This window comes from Enterococcus sp. AZ104, assembly GCF_050546705.1.
Classification (GTDB): domain Bacteria; phylum Bacillota; class Bacilli; order Lactobacillales; family Enterococcaceae; genus Enterococcus; species Enterococcus faecalis.
This window is the reverse complement of the sequence record NZ_CP172952.1, coordinates 1,095,216-1,120,034: the sequence shown is the minus strand read 5'-3', so window position 1 is coordinate 1,120,034 and position 24,819 is coordinate 1,095,216. Positions and strand designations below refer to the sequence as shown.

The 24,819-nt window shown below is 38.2% G+C and carries 21 protein-coding genes and 3 tRNA genes; 4 read left to right on the top strand and 20 right to left on the bottom strand.

Annotated features, from left to right (window positions below):
• Positions 1-163: 163 nt before the first annotated feature.
• Positions 164-4,411, bottom strand: coding sequence for a 2-hydroxyacyl-CoA dehydratase (locus IGJ37_RS05480; RefSeq protein ID WP_002385954.1), 4,248 nt, complete (start codon positions 4,409-4,411; stop codon positions 164-166).
• 175 nt (positions 4,412-4,586) lie between these two features.
• Between IGJ37_RS05480 and IGJ37_RS05475 the strand changes: the two genes are divergently transcribed.
• Entirely contained in the window at positions 4,587-5,198 is a 612-nt protein-coding gene (locus IGJ37_RS05475) for a TetR/AcrR family transcriptional regulator (protein ID WP_002357803.1), read from the top strand.
• A gap of 55 nt (positions 5,199-5,253) precedes the next feature.
• Here the strand turns inward: IGJ37_RS05475 and IGJ37_RS05470 are convergent, their stop codons facing one another.
• From IGJ37_RS05470 to IGJ37_RS05435, 8 genes are all read right to left on the bottom strand, one after another.
• Complete coding sequence (locus tag IGJ37_RS05470; protein WP_002357804.1) at positions 5,254-5,433, bottom strand: hypothetical protein; 180 nt, start codon at positions 5,431-5,433, stop codon at positions 5,254-5,256.
• 154 nt (positions 5,434-5,587) lie between these two features.
• Positions 5,588-5,659 (bottom strand) — tRNA-Gln (locus IGJ37_RS05465).
• 9 nt (positions 5,660-5,668) lie between these two features.
• Positions 5,669-5,749: transfer RNA gene (locus tag IGJ37_RS05460), tRNA-Tyr, on the bottom strand.
• 96 nt (positions 5,750-5,845) lie between these two features.
• Positions 5,846-6,079 (bottom strand): DUF2969 domain-containing protein, encoded by a 234-nt coding sequence (locus IGJ37_RS05455; protein ID WP_002357806.1) that lies wholly within the window; start codon positions 6,077-6,079, stop codon positions 5,846-5,848.
• 146 nt (positions 6,080-6,225) lie between these two features.
• Positions 6,226-7,695 (bottom strand): flotillin family protein, encoded by a 1,470-nt coding sequence (locus IGJ37_RS05450; RefSeq protein WP_002357808.1) that lies wholly within the window; start codon positions 7,693-7,695, stop codon positions 6,226-6,228.
• A gap of 16 nt (positions 7,696-7,711) precedes the next feature.
• Complete coding sequence (locus IGJ37_RS05445) at positions 7,712-8,245, bottom strand: hypothetical protein (RefSeq protein WP_002380225.1); 534 nt, start codon at positions 8,243-8,245, stop codon at positions 7,712-7,714.
• A 183-nt stretch (positions 8,246-8,428) separates the two neighbouring features.
• Complete coding sequence (locus IGJ37_RS05440; RefSeq protein WP_325814767.1) at positions 8,429-11,065, bottom strand: FtsX-like permease family protein; 2,637 nt, start codon at positions 11,063-11,065, stop codon at positions 8,429-8,431.
• A gap of 9 nt (positions 11,066-11,074) precedes the next feature.
• The gene (locus tag IGJ37_RS05435; RefSeq protein ID WP_002363831.1) at positions 11,075-11,776 is read right to left on the bottom strand and encodes an ABC transporter ATP-binding protein; all 702 of its coding nucleotides are present in this window, start codon (positions 11,774-11,776) and stop codon (positions 11,075-11,077) included.
• Positions 11,777-11,936: 160 nt separating this feature from the next.
• Here IGJ37_RS05435 and IGJ37_RS05430 point away from each other — a divergent pair, with 160 nt between their 5' ends.
• Positions 11,937-12,596, top strand: a complete 660-nt coding sequence (locus IGJ37_RS05430) for a DNA/RNA non-specific endonuclease (RefSeq protein ID WP_002357812.1) — start codon at positions 11,937-11,939, stop codon at positions 12,594-12,596.
• A gap of 13 nt (positions 12,597-12,609) precedes the next feature.
• Complete coding sequence (locus IGJ37_RS05425; protein WP_192189759.1) at positions 12,610-12,996, top strand: hypothetical protein; 387 nt, start codon at positions 12,610-12,612, stop codon at positions 12,994-12,996.
• Between the two features lie 42 nt (positions 12,997-13,038).
• On the opposite strand, the gene nagA is transcribed toward IGJ37_RS05425, so the two are convergent.
• Both nagA and IGJ37_RS05415 read right to left on the bottom strand, forming a co-directional pair.
• Positions 13,039-14,187 carry an N-acetylglucosamine-6-phosphate deacetylase gene (nagA, locus tag IGJ37_RS05420; RefSeq protein ID WP_002357814.1) on the bottom strand — a complete coding sequence of 383 codons (1,149 nt, stop codon included), beginning with the start codon at positions 14,185-14,187 and terminating at the stop codon, positions 13,039-13,041.
• Between the two features lie 100 nt (positions 14,188-14,287).
• Positions 14,288-15,115, bottom strand: a complete 828-nt coding sequence (locus IGJ37_RS05415) for a helix-turn-helix domain-containing protein (protein WP_002381942.1) — start codon at positions 15,113-15,115, stop codon at positions 14,288-14,290.
• 177 nt (positions 15,116-15,292) lie between these two features.
• Between IGJ37_RS05415 and IGJ37_RS05410 the strand changes: the two genes are divergently transcribed.
• A complete protein-coding gene (locus IGJ37_RS05410; protein WP_002357816.1) occupies positions 15,293-15,469 on the top strand; it encodes a hypothetical protein in 177 nt (58 codons plus the stop codon).
• A gap of 65 nt (positions 15,470-15,534) precedes the next feature.
• Here IGJ37_RS05410 and IGJ37_RS05405 read toward each other — a convergent pair whose 3' ends face one another.
• From IGJ37_RS05405 to grpE, 9 genes are all read right to left on the bottom strand, one after another.
• The gene (locus IGJ37_RS05405; RefSeq protein WP_002357817.1) at positions 15,535-16,752 is read right to left on the bottom strand and encodes a pyridoxal phosphate-dependent aminotransferase; all 1,218 of its coding nucleotides are present in this window, start codon (positions 16,750-16,752) and stop codon (positions 15,535-15,537) included.
• Between the two features lie 246 nt (positions 16,753-16,998).
• Positions 16,999-17,082 (bottom strand) — tRNA-Leu (locus IGJ37_RS05400).
• Between the two features lie 68 nt (positions 17,083-17,150).
• The gene (locus tag IGJ37_RS05395) at positions 17,151-17,612 is read right to left on the bottom strand and encodes a SprT family protein (protein ID WP_002365561.1); all 462 of its coding nucleotides are present in this window, start codon (positions 17,610-17,612) and stop codon (positions 17,151-17,153) included.
• Between the two features lie 26 nt (positions 17,613-17,638).
• The gene (locus IGJ37_RS05390; RefSeq protein ID WP_010707641.1) at positions 17,639-19,831 is read right to left on the bottom strand and encodes a Tex family protein; all 2,193 of its coding nucleotides are present in this window, start codon (positions 19,829-19,831) and stop codon (positions 17,639-17,641) included.
• A gap of 97 nt (positions 19,832-19,928) precedes the next feature.
• On the bottom strand, positions 19,929-20,663 hold the full coding sequence (locus IGJ37_RS05385; protein ID WP_002369513.1) for a metallophosphoesterase family protein: 735 nt from the start codon (positions 20,661-20,663) through the stop codon (positions 19,929-19,931).
• A 238-nt stretch (positions 20,664-20,901) separates the two neighbouring features.
• Entirely contained in the window at positions 20,902-22,071 is a 1,170-nt protein-coding gene (gene dnaJ, locus IGJ37_RS05380) for a molecular chaperone DnaJ (protein WP_252671497.1), read from the bottom strand.
• A 54-nt stretch (positions 22,072-22,125) separates the two neighbouring features.
• Positions 22,126-22,248: a hypothetical protein gene (locus IGJ37_RS05375; protein ID WP_002357824.1), complete on the bottom strand. Its 123-nt coding sequence runs from the start codon at positions 22,246-22,248 to the stop codon at positions 22,126-22,128.
• A 114-nt stretch (positions 22,249-22,362) separates the two neighbouring features.
• A complete protein-coding gene (gene dnaK / locus IGJ37_RS05370) occupies positions 22,363-24,192 on the bottom strand; it encodes a molecular chaperone DnaK (RefSeq protein ID WP_002357825.1) in 1,830 nt (609 codons plus the stop codon).
• A gap of 59 nt (positions 24,193-24,251) precedes the next feature.
• Complete coding sequence (gene grpE / locus IGJ37_RS05365; RefSeq protein ID WP_023627973.1) at positions 24,252-24,803, bottom strand: nucleotide exchange factor GrpE; 552 nt, start codon at positions 24,801-24,803, stop codon at positions 24,252-24,254.
• Between the last annotated feature and the right edge of the window lie 16 nt (positions 24,804-24,819).

The window sequence follows — 24,819 nt, the reverse complement described above, 5'->3', positions numbered from 1 at the left end:
GGTATAGACCGTGTAAACAACCAAAAAATGATAAATAAAAGAGGAATTGGAATTTTTATCAAAGTTGGTCTAGTTGCATGCTTTCTTTTTATAACAAAAACATTTGGCTTAGTCAGTAAAAAGTGACCAAGTCAAATGTTTTTAAACGAATTTCTATTAGTTATTATCTTTTTACATTTTCTTCTTTCAACAACTTGTTCGCTGTGGCCATCATCAAACGGATTCGGTTCAACTGATTAACCAAAGATACCCCTGGATCATAATCCACCGCCGCAATGTTTGCTTGCGGATATTGACGTCGTAGCTCTTTCACGACCCCTTTTCCAACAATATGGTTTGGTAAACATCCAAACGGCTGCATACAAACGATGTTATTCACCTCGTGTTTTAAGAGCTCAATCATTTCAGCTGTTAAAAACCAACCTTCACCCGTATGATTGCCAATTGATAAAATTTTACTTGCGTCTGCTGCCATATCATAAATGGAATGAATACCATCAAAACGGACCGATTTTCTCAATGCCTTATCCATTGGTTTTTCTACCAATTCAATGATTTTTATCGCAAATTCTGCTAAACGTTTGCTTTGTTTTGACATGCCCATATTTTCGTATTTCCAAATTTGATTGTACAAAGAATAGTTCATAAAGCCAACAATATCTGGCACAACTGCTTCAGCACCTTCTTCTTCTAGCAAACGCACAATATCATTATTCGCTGTCGGCGAATATTTCACTAAAATTTCCCCGACCACACCGACTTTTGGTTTTTTTATCTCTTGTAAAGGAATTTCATCAAACGTCCGAATAATTTTTTTCATGAAGTGATTAAATTGTGTCAGCGAACCATTCCGGACATTGGCTTCCACTCTTTTTAGCCAATCTTGGTGCAGTTGATCCACCATTCCTTTTTCTGTTTCATAAGGTCTTGTTCGATAAACTACTCGTTCGAATAAGTCACCATATAAAAAGGCAACCACTAAGCGTTTGATCATTGGCAACGTAAATTTAAATCCTGGATTGGATTCGACCCCTTTATTGCCCATCGAAACTGAAACTACAGGAACTTGAGAAAAACCAGCATCATTTAAGGCTTTTCGTAATAAGGGAATGTAATTCGTTGCGCGACAACCGCCCCCTGTTTGCGTCATTAAGACACTGACATTATCCAAATCATATTGACCACTTTCCAAAGCTTCGACTAGTTGTCCGATAGAAATAATTGCTGGGTAACACGCATCATTATTGACATATTTTAACCCGACATTCACGGCTTCTTTATCCTGCGCAGGCAAACAGACAACATGATAGCCAGAAGCTTGTAATGCTACATCGACTAATCCAGATTGATGAATCGGGCTAAGCATTGGTAACAGTAAGGTATGTGTTTTTTTCATTTGTTTTGTAAACACAATTTTCTCTGGCTCTTCCATTTGCATATGCGGAACAAACTGTTGCTTCTCCCGCTCATTGACAGCCGCTTTCAAGGAGCGCAACCGAATACGAATTGCGCCCAAATTCGCACCTTCATCGATTTTGAGGACTGTATAAATTTTGCCAGACCGATCCATGATTTCTTCTACTTGATCGGTTGTCACAGCATCTAAGCCGCAACCAAAGGAATTCAGTTGGACAAGTTCTAAATTTTTCGTCTTAGCCACTACTTTAGCCGCCGCATATAAGCGAGAATGATAGACCCATTGATTCACCACACGTAAATTCTGCACGTCTCCAAGATGCGAGATACTGTCTTCTGTCAAGACATGAAATCCTTCCTGTGTAATGACTTCGGCAATGCCGTGATTAATCTCTGGATCTAAGTGATACGGTCGCCCCGATAAGACAATCCCTCTCTGGCCTTTTTCAGTTAACATGGCTAACGTTTCTTCGCCTTTTTCTTGAATTTCTTTTTTAAAAGCTGCTAATTCTTGATAACCATGATGCAGCGCTGTTTGAATTTCTTCTAAGGAAATCCCTAAATCAGCAAAATTTTCAGCTAAAACTTTGGCAACTGCAGCTTCATTCGCTAAATTAAGATAGGGATTTCGATAATCCACTTGGCCCTCTCTGATGGCATCCACATTATTTCGAATAACATCTGGGTAGCTTTGCACAATTGGACAATTAAAATGATTATCTGCTTCCACTGTTTCTTGCTGTTCAAAAACAACACCAGGATAAAAGATAATTGGCACTTGCGCATCAATTAATGCTTGAATATGTCCATGCGCCATTTTCGCTGGGTAACAAACCGTATCACTGGGAATCGTTTCAAGGCCTTGTTCATAGATTTGCTTATTAGAACGTGGCGATAATTCGACCCGAAAGCCTAAGTCAGTAAAAAATGTATGCCACAAAGGATAATTTTCATACATGTTTAGGACTCTAGGGATACCCAAGCGCCCACGAAACGCTTTATTTTCCCGCAAAGGTCGGTACTTAAATAACTTGCGGTACTTATAATCAACCAAATTTACTTTGCGTTCTTCTCGTTTAATTTTAATTCGTGCACCACGTTCACAGCGATTTCCCGTAATAAATTGGCGCCCATCTGAAAACACTGTGACCGTTAATTGACAATTGTTTTCACACAAGCCGCAATGAGTAAATTCCTTTTCAGAGGTAAATGCCGCTAACTCTTCTAAAGAAAGAAGCGTGGTTTCTTCCCCAATTTCATAAGCGTCCAAAGCAATCAGCGCTGCTCCATAGGCCCCCATCAAACCAGCAATAGAAGGACGAACCACTTCACGACCGCTAATTTTTTCAAAAGCTCTCAAGACAGCTTCATTGTAAAATGTTCCTCCCTGGCAGACAATCTTTTCTCCCAACTCTTCAGGTCGGCGAACCTTAATGACTTTATAAATGGCATTTTTGATGACTGAATAAGATAGTCCAGCAGAAATATCGCCGACGGAGGCCCCTTCTTTTTGAACCTGTTTCACTTTTGAGTTCATAAAAACAGTACACCGAGAACCTAAATCAACAGGCGCTTGCGATTCTAAAGCCGCCAAAGCAAAATCCTTCACATTATATTTTAAAGATTGCGCAAAGGTTTCGATAAAGGAACCGCACCCAGAAGAACAAGCTTCATTTAATTGTATCGAGGAAAGCACGCCATTTTTAATGGTCATCGCTTTCATATCTTGTCCTCCGATATCCAAAATAAAATCCACACCTGGCTGAAAATGGTTGGCTGCTTTGTAATGGGCCATCGTTTCAACTTCACCAATATCGACTTTTAACGCATTTTTTATTAGCTGTTCTCCATATCCTGTAACAGCCGCTTTTCCGATAAAAACTTCTTCAGGCAGTTGTTGATAAAGTGATTTCAGTACTGTCATGGTGGTTTCTAAAGGTTGCCCTTGGTTATTACCATAAAAAGAAAACAACAAATGACCATCTTCATCAATCAATGTGACTTTTGTCGTTGTGGAGCCTGCATCAATCCCTAAAAAGGTCACGCCAGTATGTTGAGATAAAGGTTTCTCCGTTGCTTGGGCTTGCGCATGTCTTTCTCGAAAATCTGCCAAATCTTCTGCGCTGTTAAATAACGGTGGTAACGTGTCGCTCGGCTGTAAATCAGTAGCCTGGCTGTTCACTAAGCGCTGAATTAATTCTTCCAATGTACATTCGGCTGCATCTTCTGAATAAAGTGCTGCACCCATTGCTACAAACAGTTGCGGTTGTTCTGGAAAAATAACATCTTCTGTCTGAATTGCTAAGGTTTCAACAAACCGTTTTCTCAATTCTGACATGAAAAATAAAGGTCCCCCTAAAAATGCTACTTTACCTTTAATTTTTCGACCAGCAGCTAACCCGGCGATTGTTTGATTAACTACCGCTTGAAAAATACTCGCCGCGATATCTTCTTTCGCTGCTCCTTCATTGATTAAAGGTTGAACATCCGTTTTGGCAAAAACCCCACAGCGGGAAGCAATCGGATAAATAGTTTGATAATTCTTCGCCAATTCATTCACTCCATTGGCATCCGTTTTAAGTAAAACAGCCATTTGATCGATGAAGGCGCCTGTCCCACCTGCACAACTACCATTCATTCGTTGCTCTAAAGCACCATCAAAAAAAGTGATTTTTGCATCTTCTCCGCCAAGTTCAATAGCAACATCCGTTTCTGGTATTATTGTTTCAACAGTTCGTGTACACGCGATAACCTCTTGAACAAAGGGAATCCCTAATACCTCAGCCAGCCCCATACCACCAGAGCCAGTTATGCTCATTGTCACAGGTTGGTCTGCACCGATCCTTGCTAGCCCTTCTTTTAAAATGCGTTCCGTTGCTGCTTTGACATCTGAAAAATGGCGTTCATATTTTGTAAAAATAGGCTGATTTTGCTTATTTAAAAATACTAATTTTACTGTCGTTGACCCAACATCAATCCCTGCTCTCATAACCATCAATTAAAATACCCCTTCATTTTTCAACAGTTTGTTGATTATTATACAAACTGTTTGTTATAATAGATATACCTATTTTAGAAAGGTTCTAAATGATTTGCAACAAGCAATTTACCCTATTTTGTGAGATAAACAACAAAGTTTCCGCGAATGTTGACTATCTCGAAAGGAATTTATGATGGCAAAGAAAACAGACCTTAGAGTACAACGAACCAGAAAAATGATTATTGAAGCTTTTTTTAAACTTGTAGAAACGAAAGGCTACGAAGCGGTGACGATTCAGGATATTGCTGATGAAGCTATGATTAATCGTGCGACTTTTTATGCTCATTTTAAAGACAAACAGCATTTATATGATGCAATCTTCACCTTTACGCTTAGTGCTTTTACCGCTATTCTTGATTCGCAACAACTGGTTAATGGCAACCGTGTCCGCGTGAAGCACATTGAAGAACTTCTGACGCAACTCTATATTAATATTCAAGAGAACAAATCTTTCTTCTTAACTATCATGGACAATAATTTCAACGAACACTTTCGAAAACGCTTAGCTGAAATTATCGAAGAAAAATATGCGACGATTTTTTCGCAGTTGCGTATTACCGAAAATGATATTGATGTACCGATAGATTTTGTTATTGAATACATGACCTCTATCTTCATCGGTACCCTTCATTGGTGGATTACTAGCGAAACAGATATGACACCCAACCACTTAGCCCAATTAGTTATCAAATTAGTTGGTAATGGGCATTTAACTGTCTTAGGTATCGAATTAGAAAAATAAAAACACCGGAGTAGACAATAATTTTGTCTGCTCCGGTGTTTCTGTTAAAGACGAATTAGTTTTTTGAACGCCATTTGATATTGTGGGCTGTATTTCTTGAAGAAGTGACTTTAACACCACTTTTGATGTTGCCTTTTTTACGAGGAATTAAGTCAACTTTGACATCATACTTACCATCGCGTGCTAAATCGTAAACATTTTCAACCATTTCTGTAATTTTTTCTTTAAAGTTCATTCTTATCAACTCCAGACTATTCTTTCTTAATACTTTAGCATATTCTTATATAAATGAAAACTTTTCTAGCCTGTACATGAGGAAAATCTTACTTCATTTTTGTTATATAATTATACAAAAAAAGAACATCTCTCTACCAGAAATGTTCTGAAAACTGGGGTAGCTGGATTCGAACCAACGCATGACGGAGTCAAAGTCCGTTGCCTTACCGCTTGGCTATACCCCAAAAAGAAAATGGAGGAAAGTGGATTCGAACCACTGAACCCTAAGGAACGGATTTACAGTCCGTCGCGTTTAGCCACTTCGCTATTCCTCCAAAAAGTCATTGTCGCTGTAACGACCTGACTTAGTTATAATACAATCTTTTCCAGAAAAAAGCAACCCTTTTTTTAAAAAAATTGTTATTTATTTTTTATTCACTTAAATTCCATTGACGAATAATTGTTTCAAAGGCTTCGTCCAGATTTTTTGCTGTACCTTCTTGCTTGCCATCAATTTCAATGATGAATTTTTTATCATTTTGCGGAATGACACGACCGATTTCTTTTTTACCAATAAATAATTTGTTCATTAAAACATTTGCTCCATTGTATTGGGCTTTTTCTTCTTCAACACGTACTTCAATATCTTTATTCTTTTTTGACATCTCTATCCCTCCAAGAACTCTATGTTATCAGAATCTTTGAAACAAAACAAGCACTCGCTATTTCTCTGTCAGATTGCTCGTTTATCGTTTCAATGCAGCATTAAGGAGTAACGAAATACGATTCGCTACTCCTTAAAGGCTGATTTCTATTCTTTTTCTGAACCTTCTGTTGCATGATAGTTCACGCTATTTGAGGTACCTTTTTTAGAAAAGTTTTCAATTAGCTCTTTCACGTCGAGGCCCGTTGTTTCTTTTAGTGTTTCTTGTGTACCAGCCAACAAATTTGTTGCATAATTTGTAATACGGTTGGCGCCAGAATTTTCGCCACCTGCGCCTGTATCTACCACTGAAATCTTGTCGATGTTGCCCAATGGTTGTGCTGCTTCTTTCATTAATTGTGGCAACATTTCCATCACCATACTTAACACAGCTGCTTCACCATATTCTTTGAAGGCATCAGCAATCTTTTGTTTGGCTTCGGCTTCCGCTGCACCACGAGCTAAAATAGCTTCGGCTTGCGCTTGACCTGTTAAACGCGTTTTGTTGGCTTCCGCTTCGGCTAATGCTTCAACTTTGAAGCGTTCTGCTTCGGCTTCTGCCACTTCGCGTGCCTTTTGAGCAAGAGCTTCTTGTTCGCGTGCATAACGATCTGCATCTGCTTTTTTCTTCACTTCTGAGTCGTATTGTTTTTCACGACGCGTAATTTCTTTTTCTTCTAACTCAATTTGTTTTTGACGTTCAACGACTTTGACTTCCATTTCTTGTTCCACCACGTGTTGTTGTGCACGCGCGCTTTCCAAGTTATAGGCTTGGTCTGCTTTGGCTTTGGCAATGTCTTGTTCTTGTTTGTATAACGCTAATTTCAATTCTTTTTCTTTTGAAGCTTCTGCAATTTCTGTTTGACGTTGCAATTCCGCTTGTTGTGATTCTTTTTCTGCTTCCGCTTTTTTGATGCGAGTTTCTTTCAAGGCTTCTGCTTCTGCAATATCTGCATCACGTTTAACTTGAGCGATTCTTGGTTTCCCTAATGAATCCAAGTATCCATTTTTATCACGAACTTCTTTAATTGTGAACGACACAATAACTAAGCCCATTTTAGCTAAGTCAACACTGGCAACTTCTTGTACACTTTGGCTAAATTTATCACGATTTTGGTAAATTTCTTCCACTGTCATTGAACCTAAAATCGAACGTAAATGTCCTTCTAATACTTCACGTGCTTCATTTTCTAATTCTTCCGTTGTTTTTCCTAAAAATTGTTCCGCTGCTGTCGCAATTTCTTCAACTGACGAACCAATTTTAATGATTGATGTCCCATCACACATCACAGGAACCCCTTGTTCTGTGTACACTTCTGGTGTGGAAACATCTAATTTACTTGAAAGCAAACTAATTCGATTTGAACGTTGGAACACTGGTAAGACAAACGCACCACCGCCACGAACGATTTTAATTTTGTTGCCACCTTCGTCTACATGAACATTTTTAGAGCCTAGATAGCTCCCGCTGATAATTAACGCTTCATCAGGTTTGGCTGTCTGATATTTAGAAACAAACACAATTAATAACATTAATAATACTAAAACTGCAATAATAATCGGTAACAAAATCCCCATTTTCTTCTCTCCTACTCTATATTTTTAGACTGCCTTCGTAAGGAATGACATAACAAACCCGTTCTTTCAATTCAATAATCAATACCTCACTACCTCTTGGCGCAGCCACTTCTTGTGGCACATAAAATGCTGCTGGTCGACTTAACGAACCTGTGACACTCTTCAATTGAATCTCGCCCATTCCCCGGACAGGAATTGGGGTAATCACAGTAGCAACACGACCCTCCATGTCTTTTTCCGAAATAGAAATTGTGGCCTCCGAATTTTTCAAAGGGACCAACACATAAAAATTTAGGAAGAAAACAATAATGGTTGAAAGAATACCACTGACAATTAAAATAAGCCAACTATTCACCGCTGTTAATTCTTCCCCAAGGTACCCAAACAGCGAGGTAAAAGCAATCCATGGAATAATCAGCATTGGGTCCACCGGTCCATCAAAATTAAAAATATCCCCAAAAATAATTAGTAAAAAAGCGAGGACCGCGCTCCCCACTAATGCATAAAAATAAACCGTTTCCAATGGTAGACCTTCTAACACTTTTCCCACACTCCTTTCTGTGCTATAACCTAGTAATAGTGTACCAATTTTTAAATAAAAAGAGTAGCAATTTCCAAATAAATCTCAAAAGATACATCTTAAGACCTATTTTTTCTTAATAAAAGAAGCAACAATAAACGAGCAGCCCTAGAATTATCGAACTTCTACGGACTCCTCGTTTTTTAAAATGTGCTATTCATTTGATTTTAACGCTTCAATCATATTGATTTTCTTCAATTTCCGATGCATAATGACCATCACAAACAACGTGAAACACATGGTGATGACTGCGGAATATAGATAACTTGGCCAATGAATAATTGGCGAAAACATAATTAAATCAACTTCAACGGTTGCTAAAATATACTGATGCAAAATTTTCCCAAAGAAGCAGCCAACAATAATACCAATGAACGTTAAAATAATGTTTTCACGGTAAACATAGGTGGTGACTTCACGATCGTAAAACCCTAAAACCTTAATCGTGGAAAGTTCTCGAATCCGTTCAGAAACATTAATGTTGGTTAAATTATATAACACAATTAACGCTAAAGAACCAGAAACAGCAATTAGTACCCAAATGACAATATCAAGGCTTTTCAGCATATCATCAAACGAACCTTTCATCGCAGTTAAAAACGTAATGTTCAACACTTTCGGCTGTTTTGTCAACGCCTCTCCGATTGAGGTTTCTTGTTTTGAGGATAACTTTTTGTCAAAAAGTAGGAATTCTGTATTATACTCCGGCTTCTGTTTCGTCATCGTCTGGTAGAGTTTCGGCGTCATATAGACAAAATGACCCGTGTAGTTCTCTGCAATCGCGGCAATTTTCACGTGATAGGTTTGATTATCACTATTTTCTAAATTTAATTGATCTCCGACTTTATAGCCAAATAATTTAGCTAATTTTTCATTAATGATTACACCGTCATCGTTGAGGGAATATTTTTCTCCAGTGACTCGATCATTAAATAACTGAAAATCAGCCATTTTCGAAGGATCTTGTGGCACATAAAGAGTAATATTTTGAGTTGGTGCGCCTTTGCCCTTCGTTTTAAAGATTTCTGAATATAACGGAATTGTTTTATTCAAACCATCCAGTTTGCGCAACGTTTCTTGATACTCTTTTGTCTCTTCAGCTGTTGTTTGCTCTTTAAAAGTCACGACTGCTTGGTAATGCCAGATTTTATTAAATTGAATTGTAGCGACATCCACAATTGAATCGCGTAAACCAAAACCAACAATTAACAGCCCCATACAACCAGCTATTCCGATAACGGTCATCAGCATCCGTCGTTTATAGCGGAACAGATTTCTAGCGGTCACTTTTTGAATAAAGCTCATGCGTTGCCATAAAGGGCGGATTCGTTCTAGTAAAATCCGTTGGCCTGCTTTCGGCGCTTTGGGTCTTAGCAAGGTAGCTGGGGTACTTAATAAATCGATTCTTAATGTCACTAAGGCCGCTCCCACAGTACAAGCTAAGGCTACAATGATGCCCCATAAACTGTAATTTAAGTACCACGGTGTAACTAAATCAGGAATATTGTACATTTGACCGTAGGCATCAAAAATTATTTTAGGGAATAGATAATAGCCAACTGCCAATCCTAATAATGCACCTGTTAGGCTAGCAACCGTTGCATAGGTAATAAAAATCGAAGCAATTTCACGATTACGATAACCTAAAGCTTTCAAACTACCAATTTCCATTCTTTTTTCTTCCACCATACGCGTCATGGTAGTTAAGCTGACTAATGCCGCAATTAGGAAAAAGAACAACGGGAACAGCGTGGCTAAAGAAGAAATCCGATCAGCGTTATCTTGATATTCAGAAAATCCTGGATTGTCTTCCCTAGTAAAATAATAATACGTTGGGGCTTTCAAATTGGCTAGCTCTGTTTCTTTTTCAGCCAACAGTTGTTCTTGTTTAGCCAATTCGTCTTTTTGCTTTTCAAGCATCTCAGCTGGAATTTCTGGTTGTTGCTCCAACTGCGCAAGCGCTTGTTTTCCCGTTTCTAGCGCTTGTCGACCTTGGTTAATGTCCGGCTGAGCCGAATCACGTAGGGCGGCAACCTGTTCTTCTGGCCGATTTTTCAGTGCCTCTTTTACTTGATTTAAGGCCTGCTCTCTTTTCTTTTCATAATCAGAGGAATACGTATTTTGATGTTTTAATGAACGAAATGAGATTAGCAATTCTGGATACCGTTGACTGTCAAAGGCTTTTTCCGAAACCACGCCAAAAAAGTTTAACGTTCCAGAACCGACCGTTGTGGTTCCCCTGGATGTATTATCAATATATTCTGGTGAATTGATAAATCCAACAACAGTAAAATGGGTTTGCGTCAGTCCTTTTTCTTTAATCGCTGCATCGTTTAAAGTGATTTTATCACCCATTTTATAGTCATATCTAGTTTTCGCTAATGTATCTAATGCAATTTCATTTGTTTGTTTAGGTAACCGACCGTCAACTACTTGATAGTTAACCGATCCTGCTTGATTTTTTCGATAGCCAAACAATTTTACTGCATTATTTTGCGGCCCAATCGTGGCATCTATTGTATACCGCGGCACAACTGTTTCGACATCTTTTAAAGACTGTAGTGTTGTTAAATCTTTCTTTTCCAGTCCCATTGTAGAAATTATTCGCGCATCTGGAAGCTGCTCTTTCTGGTAATAATTATTCGCGGTTTTAATCATATCTGGTCCAGTAGCTTTCAAACCAACAAAGACCATTACACCAAGGAAAATAATCCCCATAATCGATAAAAATCGTGTAGTAGATTGTCTAATTTCACGTAAGCTTGTTTTAATTAGCGCTGTTTTCTTCATTTTAGGCACCTACCATTCAATTTCAGCAACCAATTTAGGCTGATCATTCACAGTCATTTCGCGAACTTTCGCATCATTAATTCGAATTACCCGATCGGCCATTTCTGCAATGGCTGAATTGTGGGTAATAATTAAGACGGTCGTTCCAGTTTCACGAGCAGTGTTTTGCAAAATGGTTAAAATTTGTTTCCCTGTTTCATAATCCAGCGCTCCTGTCGGTTCATCACATAAAAGTAACTTGGGCTTTTTAGCAATCGCACGGGCGATGGTTACTCGTTGTTGTTCACCACCAGAAAGTTGCGCTGGAAAATTATCTAAACGTTCCCCTAAACCCACCGATTGTAAAACATTGGTCGAATCCAACGCATCCGCAACGATTTGCGAAGCCAATTCGACATTTTCTTTTGCCGTTAAATTTGGGACTAAATTGTAAAATTGGAAAACAAACCCGACATCATTTCGTCGATAAGTGGTTAATTGTTTCTCTGAAAACTGAGCGATATCTGTGCCATCAATAATAATTTCCCCTTCATCACAGCTGTCCATTCCACCAAGAATATTTAAAACAGTTGATTTTCCAGCACCGCTGGGGCCTAAAATAACCGCTACTTCTCCTTTTTCCACTTCAAAAGAAATGCCGTCATTCGCAGTAATAGTTGTCTCTCCCATTTGGTAACGCTTGTATTCATTTTTGACTTCAATATAGGCCATCCACTATCCCTTCCCTTCTACATTAAAATAGTAACATATCTGAGAAAACAAGTCTTTCAAAGAAAAGCCTTTTTTGATTTTTTAGCAAATTTACGTATAATAGAAAAGATGGTCCACTTAAATTTGGACTATTGCAAGTATAAAATTAGAGGAGCACGTTATGGCAAACAGAAAGAAGAAACCACCATTTAATTCAACCATCATGCTGATTGGCGCATTAATCATTTTAATTTTAGGCGCGGTTGGCGTTAAAGTTCCTGATGCTTTACAAGATTTATTTAATGTTCAACCACAAACAACCACCCCCTCAAGCACACCAGCACCAAAAGGAGATAATCCCGGACCCATCGAAAATGGTAAAGCCACATTTTCAGCAGAGGAATTAAAGGATAACTCAAACGGCTGGATTACTTATCATTCTCTAGATCGTCTAAAACGAGCGACAGGCGCTGATGCGCTATTAAAACCCGCAATGGTCAATACAGGAACTTCCGCTAATAAAGATATTCGACCAGCTGGTTTCATTTCAGGAAAAGCTAATCACTCGCGTGGCCACCTAATCGGCCGTCAAATGGGAGGCAGTGGTGATGATCCACGTAACTTAACCACCTTGTATCAGAATCCTGTCAACACTCCTTATATGACGAAATATGAAAATCAGATTCGGGCAGCTCTTGATCGCGGCGAAACCGTTCGCTATCGCGTGACACCTGTATATAACGGAAACGATTTGTTGGCTGAAAAAATCATCTTAGAAGCCAAAAGCCTTAAAACAAATTCACCCATTGATTTTTCAGTAACTATTTTAAACAAACAATAAGGAGGAACTTTCATTGGATTTTGAACAGCTAAAAGAAACATTACCCGATGCAAAACCACAAACATTTTTGCAAGCAATCCTCTCTCAACCTCAAGAAGAGGATGCTGAATTAACTTTCAGTGAAGAAATTGATGAACAGTTTGTCGAAAATTGTAAATTTTTAGCCTCTCTAGAAACCATTTCTGAAACAGATGTGGAACATTGGCGCAAACAAGAATTTTTAGTTGTCGCCCAAAGTTTAGATGGCGATTATCTAGCAGGCACCCTAGAGCAAACCTTTGTGATTCCTAGCTCCCTTTACAAAGAGGATATTGAGCAATTTGACAAGCAATTAATCGATTTTTTTATTGCCTACGAGAACAAAGAAATCACTTCTGCGATTTTACCAAATGAATTATAAAAAAAGCTTGCGGATAAATTTCCGCAAGCTTTTTCTTGTGTCTTATGCTCGATAACGTTCTACGCCATCTAAATAAGTGGCTGCTAATTCCATGGTTGGTTCTAATACGATAAAGTCAGCATCGCGACCATTTGCAATCATACCGCATTGATCATCAATTTTACAGCTGATCGCAGGAACTAATGAAGCCATCATAATTGCTTGTGCAGGTGTTGCAATACCCCAATCAACTACATTTTTAATTGCTTCTTTTAGTTTTAAAATACTTCCTGCTAAGTTCCCAGTATCCAAACGAGCCGTTCCTTCTGCTACCACAACAGGAAATTCACCTAAATTGTAGTTGCCATCTGGCATACCGCCAGCCATCATGCAGTCTGTAATTAACGCAACGTGATCATGGCCCGCTTTTTCCATCAGTACTTCAGCCGCTTGCGGATGTACATGATGTCCATCACAAATTAATTCAGAGAAAACGTGTTGTAACGTTAACAATGCACCAACCATCCCTGGTTCACGGTGATTTAAGCCACGCATCCCATTATATGCATGAACAAAAACGCTAGCGCCTGCTTCAACTGCCACATCAGCTTCTTCTAAGGTCGCATTACTATGGCCTAAAGCAACAACGACACCTTCATCTGTAACGGTTTCAACAAATTCTTTCACACCATTACGTTCTGGAGCCAACGCAATTTTCTTAATAATTCCGCCTGAAGCTTCTTGCCATTCGTGGAATGTATCAAGGTCTGGATCTCCAAAATAACTTGGATTTTGTGCGCCTTTATGTTCTTCAGTAAAGAAAGGTCCTTCAAAGTAAATCCCTTGAATTTTTGCACCAGGTACTTCTTGGTAGACTTGACCAATCGTACGTGCAACGTCTGTTAAACGTTCTTTACTTGAAGTTAATGTTGTTGGTAAAAATGAAGTTACACCACAAGATAATAAGCCTTCAGACATCACTTTAATGCCTTCTGCATCGTTATCCATTACGTCATGATTCATGTAACCATGAATATGAGTATCCACTAAACCTGGGGCAATCCATTTGCCTTCCTCACGAATAATTTTTACGTCCCCTTGCGGTTCATCTTTTGTATAATTACCAAAGATACCATCCGTGATTTCTAAATAACCAGGTCCTTTAACATCGCTTTTTAAAAAGAACTTGTCTGCAAAGATAAATGTTTTCATCTTCATCCTTCTTTCTTTATTTTACTTACTTCAAAAGTACTCTTAATCAGTACAAAAGTCAAGAAATGGTGTAGACCTTTTAAGCAATTCTGAGGATTTTTTAAAGATTGCCACTTTCCACATTTTTCATTTGTTGTGCTAAGTTCAGATAACGTTCTGCTTCTTCATGTTTATTCTTTCTCATTAAAACTAAATATTTTAGATTTAATAATTCACTTAAATAATAATAACTATTTTTTTTGCGGGCCCAAGTAATTCCTTGATCCACATAAATTTCGGCATCTTTTTCTGTATAATTTTTGAATAAGAAATCAGCATAATTAAAAAATATTTTCGTTAATTCTGCATTACTGCGTTCATTTGGCAATTGATTAAAATAATGAATACTCAAACTTAAAAATCGTTCTGCTTCTACTCGATTGCCCATGTAACCATAAGTGGCACCTAGACAACTAATTAATTGAATCTCTAAATCAGAAACATTTAACTTATCAGCTTTATAGGTGAAAGATAACCCTTTACGCAAGCTAGCAATAGCTTTTTCATAATCATTTAGAACAAACAATTCACAACTACCTAAATAATAATAATATTTTTGCCAGTCCGTATCTAAATACAATTGTTCTTCAATACGATTTTCCTTTAAATAATTTAATAATAATTGATATTTTTTATGGCGAAAATATTCAGCCATTTTTTCAAATGAATACGTAACAACGTGCACATCACCAGATTTATAACGCATAATCTGGTCAACAGTCACACCTAAACGATCACAAAGTTGTTGCATTACGAGGACGTTTGGCAACTCTTCATTGTTTTCAATGCGACTTAAAACACTTTGCGAACAGATGTCTTCTGATAACATTTTCTGTGTCAATTTTCTATTTTTTCTAATTTCTTTAATAACTGCACCTAAAGAATTCATCACAATAGCTCCTATTTATATCGGCCATTTTCCTTGCAAAATGGGGATTTTGTCAAAATATGCGAATTCGCATTATGCTTTTATTGTACTTTATTGCATAATATACTGCAAGAACATTATCTAAGGTTTTCTTAGAAAATAAATAGGTTCATTTTTATTAAAAAGGAGTGTTATTGTATGGCCGAAGAGAAAAAGGTTCACTTCATTTGGGAAAAAACAAATTATTCAGGCTTTGTGGAGAAGGAGTATGAAAATTCTTATCTCATCGTAGTAGCAAATCCTAGTCCTGATATGGAAGAAAAATATACCAACCGAATGATTATTAGTAAAAAAGCATGTGAAACCGCAGAATAGTATTGTTGATAAAACAAGAACTACCAAAAAATAGCTTCGTTAGAGGCTATTTTTTGGTAGTTCTTTTATTTTTGTTTGTAGGTACTTAAAAATTCACGCATTTTATCTGCTGTAGTTTTTAAGTCTTCCATCTTCGGTAAATAAACAATACGGAAGTGATCTGGTTGTTGCCAGTTGAACCCACCACCATGGACTAATAAAATATGATGTTTGTGTAAGAAATCTAAAACAAATTTTTCATCATCATAAATGTCAAATTTGGCCGTATCAATTTTCGGGAAAATATAGAAAGCTGCTTTAGGCTTCACGGCTGATAAACCAGGAATATCATTTATCGCATTGTAAATAAATTCTCGTTGTTCGTAAATTCTGCCACCTGGTAAAAGTAAATCATCGACACTTTGATAGCCGCCTAATGCGGTTTGAATGATTTGTTGTGACAACACATTCGAGCATAACCGCATGGAAGCAAGCATATTTAGCCCTTCGATATACCCTTTTACTCGTGATTTATCTCCACTTAACACCATCCAACCGCATCGGAAGCCTGCCACTCGATGTGATTTTGACAAACCATTCAATGTTACGACAAATAAATCAGGAGCTAATGTAGCAATCGGTACATGAACCAAACCGTCCATGACCAAGCGATCATAAATTTCATCGGAGTAAATAATTAAATCATTTTGACGTGCCACTTCGACAATTTCTAGTAATAACTCTTTCGGATATAAAGCACCAGTCGGATTATTGGGATTGATAATAACGATTGCTTTTGTATTCGAAGTTATTTTTGATTTTATATCATCAATGTCTGGATACCATTCTGCTTGCTCATCACAAATATAATGAACGGGTGTACCGCCCGCCAAAGAAACAGAAGCAGTCCATAAAGGATAGTCTGGCATTGGCACAAGTACTTCATCGCCGTTATTTAACAAGCCTTGCATACACATGGTAATTAGTTCACTCACGCCATTACCAGTGTAAATATCATTAATCGTTACATTAGGAAATTTTTTTAATTGGCAATATTGTTCAATCGCTTTTCTTGCAGAAAAAATACCTTTTGAATCGGAATAACCTTCTGAATCGCGAACATTTACAATCATGTCGCGCACAATTTCATTTGGGGCATCAAAACCAAATGGCGCTGGATTCCCTGTATTTAATTTCAAAATACGTATGCCCTCTTCTTGCATGCGTTCTGCTTCTTCTAAAACAGGACCACGGACATCGTAACTTACGTTATTTAATTTATCGGATTTTTTAAAATTTCTCACACGGACTCCCTCGCTTCACAAATTTATACTCTAAAGTTACGCCAACTATAATGAAAAAGCAATAATAAATATCAGAATTTAATAAAAAATTGATGGTTTTTCCGTAATAAACAAGAGCGTGGGACAAAAATCACTTTGGATTTTTGCTCCACGCTCAAAAACTGATAAACGGCGGGAACAGAAGCAACTCCTTCTTATTTCTCGGAGTTAAACACTTCTGTCCCGACCTCTTGTTATACTAGTTGATGCAGATGATGGGACTCGAACCCACACGGACATCTGTCCACATGACCCTCAATCATGCTTGTCTGCCAATTCCAACACATCTGCATTTTAAGAGCACTTATTTATCCTAAAATAATTACTGGTCTTTGTCAAGATAACAAAGACCAGAATCGTTAGATTTGTTCTTTTTTCGCTTGCCAGGACAAACGCCCATGACATTTTCCGCAGACATATCGTGTCGTATCAATTCGTCGTTTTCTGAGGATGACTTCTCCACAAGACTGACATTGGTACTGATGGAAAACTGCTTTTTTCCGTTCTACTAGAGGCGGTGCATAACGGGCACCGCCAGTCTTAGCCAATAACTCTTTAAAGTCCTTATCTTTATGCTGATAGCCTTTGCCAGCTAAATGTAAATGATAGTGACATAACTCATGCTTAATGACTTTTTCCAGTTCCTCTTGTCCATACTTTAAAAAGACAGTTGGATTAAAATCCAGGTGATGCGAAGCTAAATGATAGCGACCGCCCGTAGTTTTTAACCGCCGATTAAATGTAGCTTGATGCAGAAAAGGTTTCTGAAAAAATACGATTGAAATTTTTTCCACTAGCGTTTGAAGCGCTTGATCTGTCATCAAGACTGGTTGAGACTCTTTCATTGCTACTCTTTTCTATCAGCCCGAGGCAACATAGTTAAACTAATACGCCCCTTTTTCAAGTCAACATCTTCTACCCAAACTGTGACTACATCACCCACCGCAACAACATCCGTTGGGTGCTTAACAAATTTAGTACTTAACTTAGAAATGTGGACTAAGCCATCTTGCTTCACACCAATATCGACAAACGCGCCAAAGTCAATTACGTTTCGAACAGTCCCTTGCATTTCCATTCCTGGTTTCAAATCTTCCATTGTCAACACGTCTTTACGTAAAAGTGGCGCGGACATCTCATCGCGCATATCACGACCTGGTTGGATTAAACTAGCAATAATATCTGTGAGTGTTTCTGAACCAACTTCTAACTCAGTAGCTAATTGATTCACTGGTAACTGTTTCAATTTTTCGATAGCTTCTGCTGTCCCTAATTCTTTAGAAGCAATCTCTGCTTTTTCTAAAATTGCTTGTGCTACTGGATAACTTTCTGGGTGAATGCCAGTGTTATCTAACACATTTTTGCCATTAGGAATTCGTAAAAAGCCAATTGCTTGTTCAAATGCTTTTGGTCCTAAACGAGGTACTTTTTTGACTTGATTTCGTGCTGTAAAGACACCATTTTCATCACGATAAGTGACTAAGTTTTGCGCCGTTGTTTTATTTAAGCCAGAAATATGTTGTAAAAGTTGAGCGCTCGCTGTATTCACATCGACACCAACTTGGTTTACTGCAGTTTCCACAACAAAATCCAATTGCTCGGCAAGACGTTTTTGCGATACGTCATGCTGATATTGACCGACCCCGACTGCTTTGGGATCAATTTTTACTAATTCTGCCAACGGATCTTGCAAACGACGTGCAATGCTGACCGCACTTCGTTCTTCGACTTGTAAATCAGGAAACTCTTTACGAGCCACTTCACTCGCAGAGTAAACGGAAGCCCCTGCTTCATTAACAATCACGTAAAAGACGTCCCGTTGCACCGCTTTTAATTGCTCTGCCACAAACAATTCAGATTCACGACTTGCCGTTCCGTTTCCAATAGCTACCATGTCCACTTGATAGTCTTCAATGATCTTTTTAAAGGCTGGACCAGCGGCTTCACGTTTCGCAGCAGTCGCTGGTTTATGTGGATAAATCACTTGAATTGCTAAAACTTTACCAGTTTCATCGACAACTGCTAATTTACAGCCTGTCCGATAAGCCGGGTCAAATCCTAGAACAACTTTTCCTTTAAGTGGTGACTGTAATAATAAATTACGTAAATTTTCACCGAAAATTGCAATCGCTTGTTCATCAGCTTTTTCTGTTAATTCATTGCGAATCTCCCGTTCAATCGCTGGTCCAATAAATCGTTTATAGCTATCTAAATAAGCAGCTTCAATGTATGGAGCAGCTAAACTTGTTGCTTGTTTGCCGATTAGTTGACGTTGGAAATAATCATTAATTTTTGTTTCATCAGCGACAAGGGAAACCTTTAAAATGTCTTCTTTTTCACCACGATTCGTTGCTAAGACACGGTGCGGCACCATTTTGCTAACTGGTTCTGCAAAATCGTAATACATTTCATAGGTCCGCTTTTCGTCTTTTTCTTCGTCCTTAACTACGCTAACGTATTGCGCATGTTTAACCATATAATCACGTAACCATGTTCGGTATTTTGGTTCATCGCTAATACGTTCTGCTAAAATTTCATGAGCACCTTGCAAGGCTATCTCGGCGGTTGCAACTTCTTTTTCTTCATTAATAAAAGTAGCCGCTTTGGCTAAGATATCCGCGTTTTCAGGTAAAGAGAGCAACCAATCTGCTAATGGTTCCAACCCTTTTTCTTTCGCGATAGTCGCTTTAGTCCGACGTTTTTGTTTATATGGTCGATATAAATCTTCCACTTGTTGCATTTTTACTGCTTTTTGAATATCTGTTTTGAGTTCTTTTGTTAGTTTTCCTTGCTCTTCAATTAAACGGAGAACTTCTTCTTTCCGCTTTTTCAAGTTTTGTAAATAATGATAACGTTCTTCTATTTCACGGATTTGGACTTCATCTAAACTTCCAGTCATTTCTTTCCGGTAACGGGCAATAAAAGGAACTGTATTTCCTTCATTTAATAAAGTTAAAACCGTTGTTATTTGTTTTGAACGATACGTTGTCAATTCTTTTTGAAGTAGCGCTACTACTTCTTCGTTATAAGCTTCTGCCATTAACTAGATACCTCTTTTCTTATGCATACTTATCTATTTTAGCATATTTTTGCTTCTAAATATAGAAGTGAGGTAACTGATTCATGCGATTAAGGAATCAAAATTCTGGTTGCCACGCAGGGGTCCGTTTTTGATATTCGATATCTTGGACAATGCCTTTTTCATTAAAAATCACACCATGTACAGAGCCGCCAAAAATAGCACCACCATCTATCCCAATTTTTCCATCACTTTGCCAAAGGTCCGTTGTCTGCATATCACCATGTAACATCGGGGTAATAGTATGACCAAAAACAATGGTCTTGCCTGTATTATTTTTCCCTTGATGAAAGGGTTCGCGAATCCACAAAAAATCCTTAGGTGCTGTTTGCCGCCAATCTTCCATCGTTAAATCAACCCCAGCATGCACAAATAAGTAATGCTGCCATTCAAAATAAAGTGGTCGTTTTGTTAAAAAATCAATTAACTCTGGATAGCGACTACGGATCATTAAGGCCATTTCTGTTGGTGAGTATTCTGCAGTAGCTCCTGGATGCAAGAGGCTTTCAATTGTTTCCTTGCCACCATTGCGAACATATCCTGCAAACCAGTCCTCTGGATTTTGAAGAAACTGCAAAAAATATTCTTCATGATTGCCTCGTAAATAAACAGCGTCATGTTGCTCGACAAGTTCTTTTCCTTTGAGAAAACAGGCTTTAGAATGCGGACCACGGTCGTTTAAATCACCAATTAAAACTAGCTGATGCTCGACTGGGTCATAGTCTGTGAGTAAGGCATCAAACAAATCTGCTTGTCCATGAATATCACTGATTACATAAACATATGGTTTCATAAATAAGCCCTCCTAACTTGCTTATATTAAGTATACGCTAAATTTTAAAATATTCTCGTAAAATGTTTGGAAATAAGAAACGAAAATAGGACATAAGTCAAAACGACTTATGTCCCACTCTCTAAATCTTAAAATAATCAGCTAAACAAAAGCAGTATCTGCAATTACTCGTTGCAATTTAGCTTTCAAGAGTGATGAACACTTGGAGCTAACTACTTTTGTCTCTGACTCGATTGGTTTATTTTTTCTTCTTACCGCCAAACGCATCTTTCATTTTATCAAAGAAGCCTTCTTCTTGTTGTTCAGTTACATTTTGTCCGCCAGCTTTTGCAAAAGCTCGTAGGGCATCCTTTTGTTCTTCATTAAGATTTTTTGGTGTTATTAATTTCACTTTCACGTGTTGATCACCATTGCCCCCACCACGTAAACGTGGCGCACCTTTGCCTCTTAAGCGGAAGTTTGTGCCAGTTTGTGTTCCAGCCGGAATTTTTAATTTCACGTCACCATGAACAGTTGGGACAGTTACTTCGTCACCTAGAGCCGCTTGGACGAAACTTACTGGTAAATCATAGTAGATTTCTGCGCCATCTCGATCGAAAATATCACTATCTTCAACACGAAAGACTACATATAAATCACCATATGGTCCACCATTGGTACCCGCTTCTCCTTGGTTAGCTAAGCGCATTTGTTGACCGTCTTCTACTCCAGCAGGCACATTTACTTTGACAGTATGTGCTTTTTTCTCATGACCTGTGCCATGACAAGTTGGACATGGTTCTTTAATTTCTTTCCCTGTGCCATGACACACATCACAAGTTTGACGACTCATCATACGACCTAATGGCGTTTGACGTTCAACATTGATTGTTCCAGAGCCATGACATTTATGACAAGTTTCTGGGTGTGTGCCTGGTTTGGCGCCATTACCGCCACAGGTTGCACAAATATCTTCTCGATTGTACTTAATCTCTTTTTCGACACCGAAAATAGCTTCTTCAAATTTCAATTGAATTGTATATTGTAAATCGGCGCCTTGTCTTGGTGCATTTGGATCAACAGAACGGCCACCGCCGCCGCCAAAGAATGAATCGAAAATATCTTCGAATCCACCAAAACCACTACTGCTAAATCCGCCGCCACCGAAACCGCCAAAGCCACCAGCGCCGCCACCGTAATTAGGATCAGTTCCTGCATGGCCATATTGGTCATAGGCCGCTTTTTTCTGTGGATCACTTAATACTTCATACGCTTCAGAAACTTCTTTAAATTTTTCTTCCGCATCGGCTTCTTTGTTAATATCTGGATGGTACTTTTTGGAAAGTTTGCGGTATGCTTTTTTAATTTCATCATCTGAAGCACCTTTTGCTAATCCTAGCACTTCATAATAATCTCGTTTCGTCGCCATTGACTTCCCTCCAACTTTCTTCAAACTTTACAATGTGTTTAGAACCAGCCAAATTCATCGATTGCTTTCGGTCTCTCTGGTTGGATTATCTGTCACACCTTGAATCAGTGTTACTAGCTGTGAATAGGTATTTTCAGCTTGTTTAACATCGTTGTAATCATACCACAGTTCTTTCAAAACCTAAATAGTTTCTTGCTAACTTGATTGTGGTTGATTTTCTCACAAAAGACAAGGGACTGGGACATTAGTCATTGTACTAATGATCCAGTCCCTAAAATCAATTGTTATTGATTATTTGTCATCACCATTTACTTCTTCAAAATCAGCATCAACAACATCATCAGCGCCACCTTGAGCAGCTTCAGGATTTTCTTGTGCTTGTTGTTGCGCAGCTTGTTCGTAAAGTTTTACTGTTAAGTTTTGGACGATTTCATTCAATGAATCACGTTTTGCTTTCATTTGTTCGATATCGTTTGCTTCGATGGCTGCTTTTAATTCATCACGCGCATCTTCTGCTTTTTTCACTTCTTCAGCGTCTACTTTTCCTTCTAATTCTTTCAATGTTTTATCAACAGTGAATAATAAAGCATCTGCATCGTTACGTAAGTCAACTTCTTCTTTACGTTGTTTATCTGCTTCAGCGTTTGCTTCAGCATCTTTTACCATACGTTCGATTTCATCATCAGATAAACCTGAAGAAGATTTAATCGTGATTGTTTGTTCTTTTTGAGTGCCTAAGTCTTTCGCACGAACATTTACAATCCCGTTTTTATCAATGTCAAAGCTTACTTCAATTTGTGGCACACCACGAGGAGCCGCAGGAATATCTGTTAATTGGAAACGACCTAATGTTTTATTATCAGCGGCCATTGGACGTTCACCTTGTAAAACGTGAATATCAACAGCTGGTTGATTGTCAGCAGCAGTTGAGAAGACTTGTGATTTACTTGTTGGAATCGTAGTGTTACGATCAATTAATTTTGTAAATACGCCACCCATTGTTTCAATCCCTAATGACAACGGTGTTACGTCTAATAAGACAACGTCTTTAACATCACCAGTGATTACGCCACCTTGGATTGCAGCACCCATTGCTACTACTTCGTCAGGGTTAACTGATTTGTTTGGTTCTTTGTTTGTTTCTTTGCGAACAGCTTCAACTACAGCTGGAATACGGGTTGAACCACCAACTAGGATAACTTCGTCGATTTCAGAAGGATTTAATCCAGCATCTTTCAAGGCTTGACGTACTGGTACTTTTGTACGTTCAACTAAATCACTTGTTAATTCATCAAATTTTGCACGAGTTAAGTTCATTTCTAAGTGCAATGGTCCTGCTTCGCCAGCAGTAATAAATGGCAAGCTGATTTGTGTGCTTGTTACACCTGATAAGTCTTTTTTCGCTTTTTCAGCAGCATCTTTCAAACGTTGTAATGCCATTTTATCGTTAGCTAAGTCAATGCCATTTTCTTTTTTAAATTCTGCAACCATGTAGTCAATGATCTTATTATCAAAGTCATCCCCACCTAGGTTGTTATCACCGGCTGTTGATAATACATCGAAAACGCCATCGCCTAATTCAAGGATTGACACGTCGAATGTACCACCACCAAGGTCAAAGACAAGAATTTTTTCATCTTTGTCTGTTTTATCTAAGCCATAAGCTAAAGCTGCTGCTGTTGGTTCGTTAACGATCCGTTCTACTTCTAAACCAGCAATTTTACCAGCATCTTTTGTTGCTTGACGTTGCGCATCGTTGAAATATGCAGGAACTGTAATAACTGCTTTTTCAACTTTTTCACCTAAATAGTCTTCAGCAAAACCTTTTAAATATTGTAAGATCATTGCAGAAACTTCTTGTGGTGTATATGATTTTCCTTCAACATCAACTTTGTAGCCAGCTTCACCCATGTGACGTTTAATAGATGAAATCGTGTTAGGATTTGTAACAGCTTGACGTTTTGCTACTTCGCCCACTTGAATTTCACCGTTTTTGAATGAAACGACCGAAGGAGTTGTGCGGTTACCTTCTGGGTTTGCAATAATTTTCGCTTCGCCGCCTTCTAGCACTGCGACAGCTGAGTTTGTTGTTCCTAAGTCAATACCAATAATTTTACTCATAGTGAATATCTCCAATCTGTATTAGTTTTCTATAATAATATATTTTTAATTAACGTTTGTTATTGTGCAACAATGACCATTGATGGTCGTAACACACGATCTTGTAATTTGTACCCTTTTTGTAGAACTTCAACAATGGTATCTGCTGGGGTTTCTTCAGAAGCAGGGACTGTTTGAACGGCTTGATGTAAATTTGGATCAAAGGTTTCACCCATTGCTGGGATTTCTTCAATTCCTTCTTCTTTTAAAGCCACAGTAATACTTTCTAGCACCATCGAAATACCTTTTTTCAAGCTTTCGCCTTGTTCATCTGATACTTCAATAGCCATTGCTCGTTCTAAATTATCAATAGATGGTAAAATCTTTTTACCTAAATCTTGTGAGCGGTAACGAACTAATAATTCTCGTTCGTTTTTATTTCGATTGCTCATATTAGCAATTTCGGCTCTTGCCCGCAAGAACTTGTCTTCCATTTCGGAAAGCTCTGCTTTAAGATTTTCAATCTCTGTTGCTTCAACTTCTACTTCAGAAACGCCAGCAGCATCAACAGCTTCCATTTCTTCTTGTAATTCTTCTTGTAATTCTTCTTGCTTCTCTTCTTTTTTACTCACTTCAGCAACTTCCTTT

Bases quoted from the DNA above. Each gene is read 5' to 3' on its own strand.
- IGJ37_RS05395 (WP_002365561.1), bottom strand. From the start codon at position 17,612: ATGACAGATCAAGCGCTTCAAACGCTAGTGGAAAAAATTTCAATCGTA.
- IGJ37_RS05450 (WP_002357808.1), bottom strand. From the start codon at position 7,695: ATGGGGATTTTGTTACCGATTATTATTGCAGTTTTAGTATTATTAATG.
- IGJ37_RS05435 (WP_002363831.1), bottom strand. From the start codon at position 11,776: ATGGCCTATATTGAAGTCAAAAATGAATACAAGCGTTACCAAATGGGA.
- IGJ37_RS05385 (WP_002369513.1), bottom strand. From the start codon at position 20,663: ATGAAACCATATGTTTATGTAATCAGTGATATTCATGGACAAGCAGAT.
- IGJ37_RS05470 (WP_002357804.1), bottom strand. From the start codon at position 5,433: ATGAACTTTAAAGAAAAAATTACAGAAATGGTTGAAAATGTTTACGAT.
- IGJ37_RS05430 (WP_002357812.1), top strand. From the start codon at position 11,937: ATGGCAAACAGAAAGAAGAAACCACCATTTAATTCAACCATCATGCTG.
- IGJ37_RS05415 (WP_002381942.1), bottom strand. From the start codon at position 15,115: ATGAATTCTTTAGGTGCAGTTATTAAAGAAATTAGAAAAAATAGAAAA.
- IGJ37_RS05455 (WP_002357806.1), bottom strand. From the start codon at position 6,079: ATGTCAAAAAAGAATAAAGATATTGAAGTACGTGTTGAAGAAGAAAAA.
- dnaJ (WP_252671497.1), bottom strand. From the start codon at position 22,071: ATGGCGACGAAACGAGATTATTATGAAGTGCTAGGATTAGCAAAAGGT.
- IGJ37_RS05440 (WP_325814767.1), bottom strand. From the start codon at position 11,065: ATGAAGAAAACAGCGCTAATTAAAACAAGCTTACGTGAAATTAGACAA.
- dnaK (WP_002357825.1), bottom strand. From the start codon at position 24,192: ATGAGTAAAATTATTGGTATTGACTTAGGAACAACAAACTCAGCTGTC.
- IGJ37_RS05475 (WP_002357803.1), top strand. From the start codon at position 4,587: ATGATGGCAAAGAAAACAGACCTTAGAGTACAACGAACCAGAAAAATG.
- nagA (WP_002357814.1), bottom strand. From the start codon at position 14,187: ATGAAAACATTTATCTTTGCAGACAAGTTCTTTTTAAAAAGCGATGTT.
- IGJ37_RS05480 (WP_002385954.1), bottom strand. From the start codon at position 4,411: ATGGTTATGAGAGCAGGGATTGATGTTGGGTCAACGACAGTAAAATTA.
- IGJ37_RS05410 (WP_002357816.1), top strand. From the start codon at position 15,293: ATGGCCGAAGAGAAAAAGGTTCACTTCATTTGGGAAAAAACAAATTAT.
- IGJ37_RS05390 (WP_010707641.1), bottom strand. From the start codon at position 19,831: ATGGCAGAAGCTTATAACGAAGAAGTAGTAGCGCTACTTCAAAAAGAA.